9 protein-coding genes and 1 pseudogene are annotated in these 12,923 nt (G+C 68.0%); 8 read left to right on the top strand and 2 right to left on the bottom strand.

Going from position 1 to position 12,923, the window contains the following annotated elements; all coding sequences use genetic code 11:
* Positions 1–8 precede the first annotated feature (8 nt).
* The 5 genes from FFT10_RS23425 to FFT10_RS23405 all read left to right on the top strand — a co-directional run bounded on the left by FFT10_RS23425 (position 9) and on the right by FFT10_RS23405 (position 4,115).
* A complete protein-coding gene (locus tag FFT10_RS23425; RefSeq protein ID WP_137735303.1) occupies positions 9–1,052 on the top strand; it encodes a dihydroorotate dehydrogenase-like protein in 1,044 nt (347 codons plus the stop codon).
* The gene (locus FFT10_RS23420) at positions 1,049–1,711 is read left to right on the top strand and encodes a 4Fe-4S dicluster domain-containing protein (protein ID WP_137735302.1); all 663 of its coding nucleotides are present in this window, start codon (positions 1,049–1,051) and stop codon (positions 1,709–1,711) included. Before FFT10_RS23425 ends, FFT10_RS23420 begins: the two co-directional genes overlap by 4 nt.
* 15 nt (positions 1,712–1,726) lie before the next feature.
* Complete coding sequence (locus FFT10_RS23415) at positions 1,727–2,578, top strand: class II glutamine amidotransferase (protein WP_137735301.1); 852 nt, start codon at positions 1,727–1,729, stop codon at positions 2,576–2,578.
* Positions 2,559–2,840 (top strand): hypothetical protein, encoded by a 282-nt coding sequence (locus tag FFT10_RS23410; protein WP_137735300.1) that lies wholly within the window; start codon positions 2,559–2,561, stop codon positions 2,838–2,840. Before FFT10_RS23415 ends, FFT10_RS23410 begins: the two co-directional genes overlap by 20 nt.
* A gap of 90 nt (positions 2,841–2,930) precedes the next feature.
* A complete protein-coding gene (locus FFT10_RS23405) occupies positions 2,931–4,115 on the top strand; it encodes a thiolase family protein (protein WP_137735299.1) in 1,185 nt (394 codons plus the stop codon).
* A gap of 56 nt (positions 4,116–4,171) precedes the next feature.
* Here FFT10_RS23405 and FFT10_RS23400 read toward each other — a convergent pair whose 3' ends face one another.
* Entirely contained in the window at positions 4,172–4,873 is a 702-nt protein-coding gene (locus FFT10_RS23400) for a nitroreductase family protein (RefSeq protein WP_137735298.1), read from the bottom strand.
* Between the two features lie 88 nt (positions 4,874–4,961).
* Positions 4,962–6,449 (bottom strand): annotated as a pseudogene (locus tag FFT10_RS23395) (arsenate reductase (azurin) large subunit); the annotation flags it as partial.
* A 148-nt stretch (positions 6,450–6,597) separates the two neighbouring features.
* Here FFT10_RS23395 and FFT10_RS23390 point away from each other — a divergent pair.
* The 3 genes from FFT10_RS23390 (at position 6,598) to cueR (ending at position 12,912) form a co-directional block, all read left to right on the top strand.
* Positions 6,598–9,537, top strand: coding sequence for a Tn3 family transposase (locus tag FFT10_RS23390; protein ID WP_137735297.1), 2,940 nt, complete (start codon positions 6,598–6,600; stop codon positions 9,535–9,537).
* Between the two features lie 382 nt (positions 9,538–9,919).
* A complete protein-coding gene (locus tag FFT10_RS23385) occupies positions 9,920–12,436 on the top strand; it encodes a heavy metal translocating P-type ATPase (protein WP_373282585.1) in 2,517 nt (838 codons plus the stop codon).
* On the top strand, positions 12,433–12,912 hold the full coding sequence (cueR, locus tag FFT10_RS23380) for a Cu(I)-responsive transcriptional regulator (protein WP_137735296.1): 480 nt from the start codon (positions 12,433–12,435) through the stop codon (positions 12,910–12,912). The genes FFT10_RS23385 and cueR overlap by 4 nt, the downstream gene beginning before the upstream one ends.
* Positions 12,913–12,923 lie beyond the last annotated feature (11 nt).

Below are 12,923 nucleotides of genomic sequence, written 5' to 3'. Positions count from 1 at the left end.
CCGACCCCATGTCGAACCTCATCTCCGACAACCGGCCCGACCTGCGCACCGAGTGGCTCGGCCTGACGCTGAAGAGCCCGCTGGTGGTTGCTGCCAGCCCGATCTCGCGCGACCCCGACATGGCCGCGGCATTCGAGGCGGCTGGCGCAGGCGCCATCGTCATGCATTCGCTGTTCGAGGAGCAACTGGTCGAGGAGCAGATGGCCGTGTACCGGCTGATCGACAGCCACACCGACATGAACGCGGAGGCCACCAGCTTCGCGCCGGCCGCTCCAGGCTTGTCGTTCGACGGTGACGACTACCTGCGCGAGCTGACCCAGCTGCGCCAGCGCCTGGACATCCCGGTCGTCGCATCCCTGAACGGCACGACACCCGGCGGCTGGGTGCTCTACGCGCAGCGCATCGCCGATGCCGGTGCCAGTGCGCTGGAGCTGAACCTGTACGACGTGGCGACGCTGGCCATCGAGTCGGGCGCCGAGGTGGAAGCGCGGCAGATCGAGCTGGTGGCATCGGTGGTAGCCAGCGTGTCGATTCCGGTCAACGTGAAGCTCACGCCCTTCTACGCATCGGTGCCCGCTTTCGTGCACCGGCTGGAACAGGTCGGCGTGCGCGGCGTGACAGTGTTCAACCGCTTCTACGAACCGACGATCGACCTCGACAGGCTGGAAGTGCGCCGCAGCCTCACGAGTTCGACAGAGGCCGAGCTGCCGCTGCGGCTGCATGCCCTGGCCGTGTTGTCGACCACCAGCGAACTTTCGCTGGCTTGCTCGGGTGGGGTGCACGGTGGCGAGGACGCGGCGCGCGCCGTGCTTTGCGGTGCCCACGTGGTCCAGTTGGCCTCTTCGCTGATGGCGAAGGGACCGGAGCACCTCCACCGCGTGCACACCGATCTGCGGGCCTGGCTGGCGCGCAAGGGGTACGCCACCAGCGCCGAAGCGCGCAGCCTGCTGAACCTCGACCGGGTGCCGGACCCCAGTGCCTGGACCCGCATGAACTACATCCGCACGCTCGAAGGCTGGCGTGACGGCCCTCCTGGAAGGAAACCCCGATGACCACTGCTGCCACCCCCGCCACGCCTGCCAAGCCCGAGAAGAAGACCTGGCACGGCATCCCGCGCGACGACATTCCCTGGATGCCCACGGTCGATGCGGACGCCTGCATCGGCTGCCAGCTCTGCTACGTCACCTGCGGCCGCGGCGTCTACGAGATGCACGAGCAGGTTGCCGTCGCTGTGGCACCCATGGAGTGCGCGGTGGGCTGCGCCACCTGCGGAAACGTCTGCCCGACCAGCGCCATCAGCTTCCCCAGCCTGGACTCGGTGTGGAAGATGGAGCGCGAGCGGCAGATCTTCCGCACCGTCAAGAAGGAAGCGCTGCGCAAGCACGAGCGCGAGGACGCGCTCAAGGCCCGCGCCACGGCCCAGGAAGCGGTGGCCCACCTGCCGACGCGGGCGAAGGTGGAGCTGGCCGGCGAGTTCGGCGACAAGCGCTTCCTGGTCCGGCTGGAGGAACTGATCGAAGGCAAGCCCTTCGACGTGGTGAACCTGCGGCTGGAAGTGCCCACGGTGAAGGGCGCGCGCCAGAAGGCGCCTTCGTTCATGAGCTTCGAGGTCACCTCCGAGGAGCAGGCCTCCATTGCGTCGTTCCTCGACGAAGTGAAGAAGCTGGTGCACGACGCGGGGCTGGTGCTGGTGTCGGCCACGCCGCTGTGACCTCGGAGGCGCTCGGTGTGTGAGCTGCTGGCGCTGTCGAGTTCCCGGCCGGCGCGGCTGACCTTCTCGCTGCACACCCTGGCCGCACGCGGTGGCCTGCTGGGTCGATCGCACGATGGCTGGGGTGTGGCTTTCTACGAGGGACGCGATGTCGCCCTGTTCCGCGAACCACGCCCAGCCGCCGACAGCGCCTTGGTGAACTTCCTCCAAACCCAGGGACCGGCGACCGGGCTGGCGATCTCGCACATCCGCCACGCCACACGCGGCGAGGTGTCCTTGGCCAACACCCAGCCCTTCGTCCGTCTGCTGGGCGGCCGCTCCCACGTCTTCGCCCACAACGGCGACCTCCCCGGTATCGATTGCGCGGTCCCGGTCGACCGCGCAGCCAGCCGGGCGGTCGGCCAGACCGACTCCGAGTTGGCCTTCTGTGCACTGCTGGCACGCCTGAGCACGCTGTGGCTCGAAGGTCGCGCGCCGCCCTTGGAGCGCCGGCTTTCGGTGCTGGCCGCGTTCGCCGCCGAACTTCGTGCGCTCGGCCCTGCCAACTTCCTGTATGCCGACGGCGATGCGCTGTTCGCCCATGGCGACCGGCGCCTGCAACACAACGGCCGCTCCGAGCCGCCAGGGCTCTGGATCCGGCAGCGGAACTGTCCGCCCGACGCCGCAGCGTCCGACCAGGACGCGGGCGTGGTGGTGCACACCGACGGCACCTCGGTCGTCTGGGTGGCCAGCGTGCCGCTGACGGACGACCCGTGGCAGCCGCTGGCCAGCGGCGAACTGGTGGCGATCCGGGACGGCCGGATCCTCACGGGAGATTCGACGACCTCCGCGCCCGCCGGAGCGGCCCGTGCCGACCATGCCGTCTGAATTCTTCAGGACCTCGACGACCTGGGTGGTGGACTTCCGCTACGAGGGCCGCCCGCGTCGCTGGTTCAAGGTCTTCGGTCCCGGGGTTGACGTGCGCGCGCTGATGTCCACGGAACTGCGCGAGCTCTATGGCGACAGGGCCCATCTGGTCGAGGTGCGCCGTGCGACCGACGAGCAGGAGGCGCAGTACCTGCGTGGCGAGGCCCCGGTCAACGCGATCTGTCCGACCGGACGGCGCCCATCAGACGACGGCGCGCCATGACAGGGAGTTGCTTGATGGCCATCAAGCAACAGGCCCGTCCTTAGGCATCTGATAGTGAGTTACGCGCTCAAACGCACAGGAGAAGACACCATGACCAGTCGACACATCGTTCTTTGCCACCCCGTCCGCACCGCCATCGGCACCTACGGCGGCAGCCTCAAGGACGTCGCGGCCTCCGACCTGGGCGCTGCAGCGATCCGCGAGACGCTGAAGCGTTCGGGCCTTGCCGCCGACAAGATCGAAACGCTGGTGATGGGCAACGTCATCCAGGCCGGCGGCAAGATGAACCCGGCCCGGCAGGCCGGCATCGGCGCCGGGCTGCCCGTCGACGTGCCGGCGCTGTCGGTGAACCGCGTGTGCGGCTCCGGTGCCCAGGCCGTCGTCAGCGCGGCGCTCGAGATCTGGTCCGGCATGATCGACTGCGCCATCGCCGGCGGCATGGAGAACATGGACCGAGCGCCCTACCTGCTGCCCCAGGGCCGCTGGGGCGCCCGCATGGGCGACGTGACGATGCTCGACAGCATGCTCTACGACGGGCTGAACGACGCCTTCAGCGGCAAGCATTCGGGCTGGCACACGGAAGACCTCGTGCTGAAAACCGGCATCAGTCGCGAGGATCAGGACCGCTGGGCGCTGCGCTCCCAGCAGCGCTTCGCGGCGGCCCAGGCCGCAGGCAAGTTCGACGCGCAGATCGTTGCCGTCGAGGTGCCGGGTCGCAAGGGCCCGACGCTGTTTGCAAAGGACGAGCACAACCGGCCGGAGACCACCGCCGAGTCGCTGGCCAAGCTCAAGCCTGCCTTCCGCAAGGAGGGCACCATCACGGCCGGCAATGCGCCGGGCCTGAACTCCGCCGGTGCGGCGATGGTCGTCACCCATGCAGCGTGGGCCGAGAAACAGGGCCTCGTGCCGATGGCGCGGCTGGTGAGCTACGGCGTCGGCGCGGTGGAGCCCGGCTTCTTCGGCCTGGGGCCGGTGCCGGCCGTGCGCCAGGCCCTGGCGCGCGCCGGCTGGTCGGTGGGCGATGTGGACCGGGTCGAGATCAACGAGGCCTTCGCGGCCATCGCGCTCGCCTGTCTGCGCGAGATCGGCTTTGCTGAGGACATCGTCAACGTCGATGGCGGCGCGATCGCCCACGGCCATCCGATCGGTGCGAGCGGTGCCGTGCTGGCCACCAAGCTGCTGCATGCCATCCAGCGCGGCGAAGCAAGGCGGGGCATCGTCACCCTGTGCATCGGCGGTGGTCAGGGCATCGCGCTGGCCATCGAACGGCTCTGAGCGAGCCGAAGGAGCCGGACGGAGCGGCCCAACCAGGCTGCGGTTGACGAGCCGGGTCAGCTGCAGCGCGATGGCAGCGCCGCGCCGAGTTCGCTGACGAATTCGGCGGGTACGGGCCGCAGGCGCGCAGCGCTCTTGCGCTTGCTCGCGGTGCCGATGTTCACGCAGCAGACCGCGAACTCCTCGTGGCCGAGACCGCACAGCGCGTGCATGCGCTTGGACTTCATCGCCTGCCCGCTCGTCAGGCCAGCGCCGAAGCCCATGGCATGCGCACCCAGCAACAGGTTCTGCACGGCAGCCCCCATGGAGATCATGCGCTCCAGCCGGGGGATGTCAGGCTCACGCGGACCCAGGCAGGCCACCGCCACCATCAGCAGGGGCGCCCTGTAGGCCTTCTCGCGCGCCGACTCGATCTGCTCCAGCGTCGCGCCCGCGTCGCGATCGATCAGCGCCAGGGCGAAGACCTCGGCCAGCGCGTGGCGCTGGCTTGCAGGTACGACGATGAAGCGCCACGGCATCAGCAGGCCGTGGTCGGGGGCAGCGGCCGCCAGCGACATCAGTGCCTCGAACTGCTGCGGCGACGGCCCCGGCTCGACCAGCCGCTTGGGTGACACGTTCTGGCGTGTCTCGATCAGGGCGCGTGCGAAGCCGAAGCCATCGAGATCGGCCGCCGCGGTGGGCTCGCTGGCGATGCCGCCGTGCCGCGTCTGGCTCTCGCCCGTGATGTCGTGGATCCCGGAAAAGGTCTGCGCCTGCATGGTGCGGATGTCCTCTTGAAAACGGGGGGCGCCCGCAGGCACCCCCCAACACGGCGCCGTGCGCCGCGAGGAGACAAGGCTTGGCTTGTCAGGCGAAGCGCCGTTCCTTGAAGCTGATGCTCTGCTTCCAGTCGTCGACGCTGCCCACCCGCTTGATGCTGCCCCAGGTGCCCTTGTAGTAGGGCACCACGTTGCGGTCGACCCAGGGGCTGGTCACGTCGCCCGCCACGCCCTTGATGTAGCCGAACAGCATGAATGTCTGGCCCGCCTTGATGGCCTTCATCGGGTAGGCCATCGCGTAGGTGCTGCCGAAGTCGTTGAAGACCTCAACCACGTCGCCGGCAGCCGCGCCCAGCGCGCGCGCATCCTCGGGGTTCATCTCCAGGTAGGCCATCGGGTAGCGGTCGCGCACGAAGCTGTTGTACTGGTCGTGGTACGCGGTCTGCCAGACTTCGTTCGCGCGGCCGTTGTTGATCCAGAAGCGGTGCTTGGCCTTCTGGTCGGCCACGATCTTGGGCAGGCCATTCCACGGTGCCGGCTTGAACTCGGCCTTGCCGTCCTTCGTGTCGAACTTGCCGTCGGCGTAGTGGATCTCGGTGCCGATCAGCTTGTCGCCTTCTACGCGCTTGATCGGCAGCTGCACGCCGTTGTTGCCGGCCTTGCGCAGCAGTTCGTAGGTGGCCAGGTAGCCGGTGTCGCCGCCCTGGCTGTCGATCGGCGGCGCGCCAGGACGGCCGGCGCGGCGGAAGCCATCGTTGAAGGCATCCTCTTCCGACTTCCAGTCGAAGCCGTCGAAGCGCCTGGCCATGTCGGCCTTGCCGTCCTTCAGGTACATCGCCTTCAGCGTGTTGGCGATGTCGGCGGCGATCAGGCAGTCGGGCTTGGCCGAGCCGGGCGGGTCCATGAACTTCTCGGACAGACGCAGGCGCCGCTCGCCGTTCATCGAGGTCAAGTTCATCTCGCCAGGGTGCGTGGCCGGCAGCAGCATGTGCGCTTCTTCGGCCAGCGTCGTCGGATACAGGTTGATGCCGACGATGTACATGCCACCCTTGTTCTTGCAGGCGTCGTAGATGATGTCCACCATCTGCTCGACGCTCGCGCCCTTGGCCCGCGTCATGGCTTCGTTGACGATCTGCGCCCGCCGCCCGAGCACGCGGCGGTGCTCCTCGGCGTTCAGCGTCGTCTGGAAGGGGTTGGTTCCCCAGATCGTGTACATCAGCCCGCGGCCCTGGATGACCTCCTGGTCGATGTAGATCTTCTTGTCGCCGGGGTAAGGCGGGCGGGTGTAGCCCTCTTGGTGGCCGCCCATGCGGCACACGCCGGTGCCGCGCCGGCCGACGTTCTGCGTCGCCAGCACCAGGCTCACCAACGCGCTCTGGATGACGTAGTTGTCGTTGCCCCAGATGATGCCCTTCTCGTAGGCATGGAAGGTGCGCGGGCGGTGCCCCGAGGCCTTGGTCTTGTAGGCCCAGTCGGCAGCCTGGCGCAGCTTGGCCACCGGGATACCGGTCGCCTTCGAGCCGTCCTCCAGCGACATGCGGTTGACCTTCATCGCGTCGTCGAAGCCCTTGGTGAACTTGGGGTTATCGTATCTTTCCAGCAAATTGACACGGTGGCCGCTGACCAGGCCGTCGCCAGCCCGATGCGGCGCCTGGGCATGTAGGGACTCGCGCCGCGCCCGACCCAGGTAGATTGGCGGTTTCGACTGCCAGAACGGTGTCACCATGTCCTTCGCCAAGCGCTTCATTGGCGCGGAGAACCTGCCCACCAGGCTGTCGGAATTCGACGTCCAGCAATCTTTCTGCATGAGCGCGGACGACATCGCTGCGGTCGCAGGGCGCTTTCGCCACGATCGCCGGGTCGCGGCAGCCATTCAGATGCTGTTCCTGCGGGCCAGCGGCCGCCCAATGGACCGGTTCGCGTCGGTGCCCAAGACCCTGCTGCGTGCCGTCTGTGAGGCGTTTCAAACCCCGGCCGTGAGCATCGCCAGCCTGCGGTCCCTCTACGCTCGCCGCCAGACGCTGTACGAACATCAAGCATGGGCTCGCACCTACCTCGGCCTGCTAGACCTGGATGCGGCTGGTGTCGACCAACTTCAAAAGGTTCTGGCAATCTCCGCGCTCGAGGCCGCGCATCCCGACGATCTCGCCGAAACCGCCCGCATGTGGCTGTACGAACGGCGCATCGTCATCCCTGGGCCGCGCCGCCTTGCAGACTTGGCGCGCGAGGCCTTCGACGCCACCGAGGCGGCCATGGCAGCCACGATCGAGGCCGGCGTCGGCAAGGCAGCCCTCCTCAAGGCCATCGACTGGTGCTACGCAACGCAGTCCGGGGGCGTAGGCACCCGGCTTGAATGGCTCAAGACGCCACCCAAGCGCCACTCGCCGAGCACGATGTCCGAGACGCTGGAGAAGATCCGGGCGTTGAAAGCACTGGGCGTGCACGTCTGGCCATTGGACGGCGTGGCGCTGAGCAAGCAGCAGGCCTACGCCGCCCACGTTCAGATGCGCCGCCCTTCGATGACCGCGCGCATCGAGCGGCAGCGCCAGACGGTCGAGATCACCTGCTTCCTGCACGTGACGTTGCTGGAACTGACCGACATGGCGCTGTTGCAGGCGTCACGGCGCAGCCAGGACCTGGTTCGGCGCGCAGCCGAGCGGGTCGAGAAAGGACGCTCGCGCAGCAACGGCGCGACGCTGCAGCAGGCCCTCAAAGCCAAGTCGGTGCTCCACGACGAGTCCAAACCCTGGCGCGATCGCGTGCTCGAAGCCCGCGCCTTGCTGGACGACATCGGCGAGGCTGGCACCAGCACTTTCGCGTCCCAGGTCCGTAGGGCGCTGGCCGAGGACAACCGGCGCGTTCATGCCCACCTGGCGGGCCTTCGCGACATCGAGTTTGCCGGCGCGTCGGGCGACCCCGGCCACGACCAATGGCAGGCCTGGCAGCGTCTGCAAGGCCTCGGCACCAAGGAGATCCCGCAGGACTTCGAGCTGCCGCCGGTGGGCGCCGCATGGAACACGATCGTCAGCGACCTGGATCCTCAGTCTCGGTACCGGGCATTCGAGGCCAGCACGATGATGGCGCTGCGCAAGAGCCTGCGGCGCGGCAGCGCGTGGGTGAACCACTCGATCAGTTTCCGCGCCCGCGAGTCGATGCTGCTGGCAGGTGCCGACTGGAGCCGCACGAAGGAACTGCACCACCAGATTCTCGGCCTGCCCGACCAGGTCATGGCGTTTTTGGAGCCAATCCTGGCGGGCGTGTCGGTCGGCCTGACGGCCTTGGCTGAGGCCGCCGGTCGCGGTCAGATCGAGATCGGCGCAGACAAGCTCCTGCATTTGCCGCCAATCCGACCGATGGACGAGGAAGTGGAGCCACGCAAGACCCGGGAGGCTGTCTTCAAGCACATCGGATCCGTCCAGTTGCCAGACCTGCTGCTGGAGGTCGACGCCGCCACCCACTTCAGCGAGGCGCTGCTGGCCCGCCGTCCGTCGTCGAGCAACGAGCTGCTGGCCATCTACGGCGCGCTCCTGGCCCATGGCACCGATCTCGACGCCAAGGGCGTGGGCTCGATGATCCCCGGCATCGACGCGGCGCACATCTCCACGGCAATGCGGGCCGTCGAACTGAGCGGCAGGCTGCGCCGGGCCAACGAACGGGTGTCGGAGTACCAGAACGCGCTGCCGATCGCGGCACTCTGGGGCGACGGCACCAAGGGCTCGGCCGACATGATGGCCATGGACGCCAGCCGCCACCTGTGGACAGCCCGGGTGGACCCGCGCCGGCGCACCTATGCTGCGGGGCTGTATACCCACGTTCGCGACCGCTGGGGCTTGTTCTACGACCAGCCCATCGTGCTGAACGAGCGGCAGGCAGGCGTGGCCGTCGAAGGCGTCGAGCAGCACAACCGTGCCGAAGACCGGATTCGCATTTCCCTGCTGGCCGTCGATACCCACGGCGTCACGAACGTGGCAATGACCATCGCCAAGCTCCTGGGTTTCGACCTGTGCCCGCGGCTGCGCGATCTGCGGGAGCGGAAGCTCTTCGTGCCCAGGGGCTGGCCGGTGCCGGAGAGCCTGGAGGGCGTCACCGTGCGCCGGGTGTCGGTGAAGGCGATCGAGCGCGGCTGGGACGACCTGGTGCGCCTGGCGGCGTCGATTCGGGCGGGCAAGGTGTCCGCGGCGCATGCCATCCACCGGCTGGGGTCAGCAGCGGTTGGCGACCCGCTGCACCGCGCTGCAGAACACCTTGGGCGCCTGCTGCGAACGCTGTTTCTGTGCGACTACCTGGCCATCCCGGACTATCGGCGCGAGATACACACCCTGCTCAACCGGGGCGAGTCGGTGCATCAGCTGCAGCGTGCCATTCATGGCGGCCAGGTGGCCCCTGAGCGTGGCCGCCGGCGGCAAGAGATGGCGGCAATTTCGGGAGCTCACGCACTGTTGACCAACATCGTGTTGGCGTGGAACACGAATCGCATGGACACAGTGGTGACGAAGCTCAACCGGGATGGCGTCGGCATCGAGGAGGACTGGCTGCGGCGAATTGGCCCGGCGCACTTCTCGCACATCAACTTCCGTGGGACGTTCCGGTTCAACGTCGAGCGCTACGCGGACGTGCTGGTAGAGGGCACCGCCGGGCTTGGCGCGGCCAGGCCTGGCCGGTGAGCCCGCGGTACCGTCCCGAAAGCCGGGATGTCGGCGATGGGACGGTCAGCTGACCTTCAGCGGCGACAGGTGACGGGCGGCCAACGACCCATTGACGACACTCAGACCAAAGATCTCTGCGGCGAAGACCGGTCATCAGCAACAGAGGTGAACTCCATCAACCGAGGCAAGGGGGGTTGCCGACACGGGAGCTTGTGCAGTCGCTGAACAAGCAGCAAATCCAGTCAGGCCCGCCAAAAGTTTCCGCGAACTCGTGGCTGCCGACAGGCCGACTGTTCACCCTCCCGGTGTGTGAGCATCAAGCGATCCGTCCTTGAGTCCACTATCGCTGGAGGCAGAATCGCCTGCGGCTGTTGACCTTGCCATTGTCAGAACCTTGACGATGCGCAACATCGAACAACTGCCCGAGGTTTTCATGATCACCGCCGCATGCTCCGAGATCAAGCTACAGGTCACCGGCATGACCTGTGGCTCCTGCGTCATGCGCGTCGAAAAGTCGCTCAAGACCGTGCCTGGTGTCCGGGAAGCCAGCGTCAACCTGGCGACCGAACACGCCTCGGTGCAGGCCGATGCCACCGTGACCGCCGACATGCTGGCCGCTGCCGTGCGCAAGGCCGGCTACGAGATCGCGACGACCGAGACCACGCTGCAGGTCGAGGGCATGACCTGCGCCTCCTGCGTCGCCCGTGTCGAGAAGGCCTTGCTCAAGGTGCAAGGAGTCCAGGGCGCCACGGTCAACCTCTCCACCGAGAAGGCCAGCATCCGGGCGCTGTCGACCGTGCCGGTCGCCACGCTGAAGTCGGCCATCGAGAAGGCCGGCTACACCGCGAAGGAGCTCCAGGAAACGAAGCCGGCACCGACCCCACGTCTGCCGGCCTGGTTGCCGGTCGCCGTGAGCGGCGCGTTGACACTCCCGCTGGTGCTACCGATGCTGCTGCAGCTCTTCGGCATCGACTGGATGCTGGGCGGCTGGCTCCAGCTGGCACTGGCCACGCCGGTGCAGTTTTGGCTCGGCTGGCGCTTCTACCGCGCCGGCTGGAAGGCCGTGCTCGCCAAGACCGGCAACATGGACCTGCTGGTGGCGCTGGGCACCTCGGCGGCCTACGGGTTGTCGGTCTACCTGCTGTTCAAGCACGCAGAGCACGGCATGCCGCACCTGTACTTCGAGGCCTCCGCGGCCGTCATCACGCTGGTGCTGCTGGGCAAGTGGCTGGAACAGCGCGCGAAGCGGCAGACGGCCGACGCCATCCGTGCGCTGAACGCGCTGCGCCCGACCACCGCACGCGTGCGCCGCGGCGACGCCGAGCTGGACGTTCCGGTGGACCAGGTCCTGGTGGGCGACCTCGTGATCGTGCGCCCCGGTGACCGCATCGCGGTCGACGGCGACATCGTCGAAGGCCGAAGCCACATCGACGAATCGCTGATCACCGGCGAGAGCCTGCCGGTGGCCAAGGGCGTGGGCGACAAGGTTACTGGCGGCGCCATCAACGCCGAAGGCGCGCTGACGGTGCGCACCACGGCCATCGGCGCCGAGACGACGCTGGCCCGCATCATCCGCATGGTCGAATCCGCCCAGGCCGGTAAAGCACCCATCCAGCGCATCGTCGACCGCGTGAGCGCAGTGTTCGTGCCGGTGGTGCTGGTCATCGCGCTGCTGACCTTCGTGGGCTGGTTCGGCTTCACCGGTGACTGGGAACAGGCGCTGATCAACGCTGTCGCGGTGTGGGTGATCGCCTGCCCGTGTGCACTGGGGCTGGCCACGCCGACGGCCATCATGGCCGGCACGGGTGTGGCCGCGCGCCACGGCATCCTCATCAAGGATGCCGAGGCACTGGAGGTCGCACATGCCGTCACCGTAGTCGCGTTCGACAAGACCGGCACGCTCACCGAGGGCAAGCCTTCGCTGGCCGCGGTGGTGGCGGCGGACGGCTCGACGCGGGAAGAGGTGCTGCGCCTAGCGGCAGCACTGCAGAAAACCAGCAGCCATCCGCTGGCCGTGGCCGTGATGGACCAGGTTCGCCACGAGCGCCTGCCGGTGCCCGAGGCGCACGATGCGCAGGCCCTGTCGGGGCGCGGCGTGCAGGGCATCGTGCGCGGCCAGACGCTGGCGCTGGGCAGCACGCGCCTGCTGCGCGAGTTGGGTCTCGAAGAAGGCCGACTGCACGCTGAAGCCCAGCGTCTCGAGCAGCAGGGTCGGACGGTGTCGTGGCTGGTTCAGGTGCAGTCGCAGTCCGATGCCGGCCAGCAGCGTCTGCTCGGCCTGCTGGCCTTCGGCGACACGATCAAGCCCGCCGCGGTGGAGGCCGTGTCCCGGCTGCATCAGCTCGGCATCCGCACCGTCATGCTGACCGGCGACAACCGCGGCGCGGCTGAAGCCGTGGCAAAGGAACTGGGCATCGCCGAAGTGCGTGCCGAGGTGCTGCCCGGCGACAAGGCGGCCATCGTCAAGGAACTGCGTGAGGCCGGCGACATCGTCGCCTTTGTCGGCGACGGCCTCAACGACGGCCCGGCCCTGGCCGCAGCTTCGGTGTCGTACGCGATGGCCGGTGGTGCCGACGTGGCCACCGAGACCGCCGGCATCACGCTGATGCGCGGTGATCCGCGCCTGGTGGCCGACTCGCTGGACATCTCACGGCGCACCTACTCGAAGATCAAGCAGGGCCTGTTCTGGGCCTTCGGCTACAACGTGCTGGGCATTCCGCTGGCGGCGTTGGGCCTGCTGAACCCGGTCATCGCCGGCGCCGCGATGGCCTTCAGCAGCGTCAGCGTGGTGCTGAACGCGCTGACGCTCCGCCGCTGGCAGGGCGTCGCCCACGCACGGGCGATTTCGCCGGCAGACCCGACAGGCTCGACAAATCGGCAGCGTGGCAGCGTGGCCGCCCTCGGAGAGCAGCGATGAGCATGAACATTGGCGAGGCCGCCAAGGCTTCGGGCGTGTCGGCCAAGATGATCCGGCACTACGAGAGCGTCGGGCTCTTCCCCGAAGCGGCACGCACCGATTCCGGCTACCGGCAGTACACCGCCAAGGAAGTCAGCACGCTGCGCTTCGTCCGCCAGTCGCGCGACCTGGGCTTCTCCATCGAACAGATTCGCGAGCTGCTCGGTCTTTGGCAGGACCGCAAGCGGCCGAGCCGGCAGGTACGCGCGCTTGCGCAGGCGCACATCGAGGAACTCGACGAGAAGCTCAAGGAGTTGCAGTCGATGAAGGCCACGCTCGAGCACCTCGTGCACTGCTGTCACGGTGACGATCGGCCGGACTGCCCGATCATCGACTCGCTCTCCCACGAGACGGCCGCGCCGGCAGCCGGGAGCCACCATGCGGTCGGCAGGACCGCCGGGCTGCAACCGGGGCGCGCGCGCCGCCGGGCCACCTGATCGACCCCACC

This window comes from Pseudaquabacterium pictum (genome assembly GCF_005403045.1).
Classification (GTDB): Bacteria; Pseudomonadota; Gammaproteobacteria; order Burkholderiales; family Burkholderiaceae_C; genus Pseudaquabacterium; species Pseudaquabacterium pictum.
This window is presented reverse-complemented; position numbering and strand designations above follow the sequence as displayed.

Bases quoted from the DNA above. Each gene is read 5' to 3' on its own strand.
- FFT10_RS23425 (WP_137735303.1), top strand. From the start codon at position 9: ATGTCGAACCTCATCTCCGACAACCGGCCCGACCTGCGCACCGAGTGG.
- FFT10_RS23420 (WP_137735302.1), top strand. From the start codon at position 1,049: ATGACCACTGCTGCCACCCCCGCCACGCCTGCCAAGCCCGAGAAGAAG.
- FFT10_RS23405 (WP_137735299.1), top strand. From the start codon at position 2,931: ATGACCAGTCGACACATCGTTCTTTGCCACCCCGTCCGCACCGCCATC.
- FFT10_RS23400 (WP_137735298.1), bottom strand. From the start codon at position 4,873: ATGCAGGCGCAGACCTTTTCCGGGATCCACGACATCACGGGCGAGAGC.
- FFT10_RS23390 (WP_137735297.1), top strand. From the start codon at position 6,598: ATGTCCTTCGCCAAGCGCTTCATTGGCGCGGAGAACCTGCCCACCAGG.
- FFT10_RS23385 (WP_373282585.1), top strand. From the start codon at position 9,920: ATGCGCAACATCGAACAACTGCCCGAGGTTTTCATGATCACCGCCGCA.
- cueR (WP_137735296.1), top strand. From the start codon at position 12,433: ATGAGCATGAACATTGGCGAGGCCGCCAAGGCTTCGGGCGTGTCGGCC.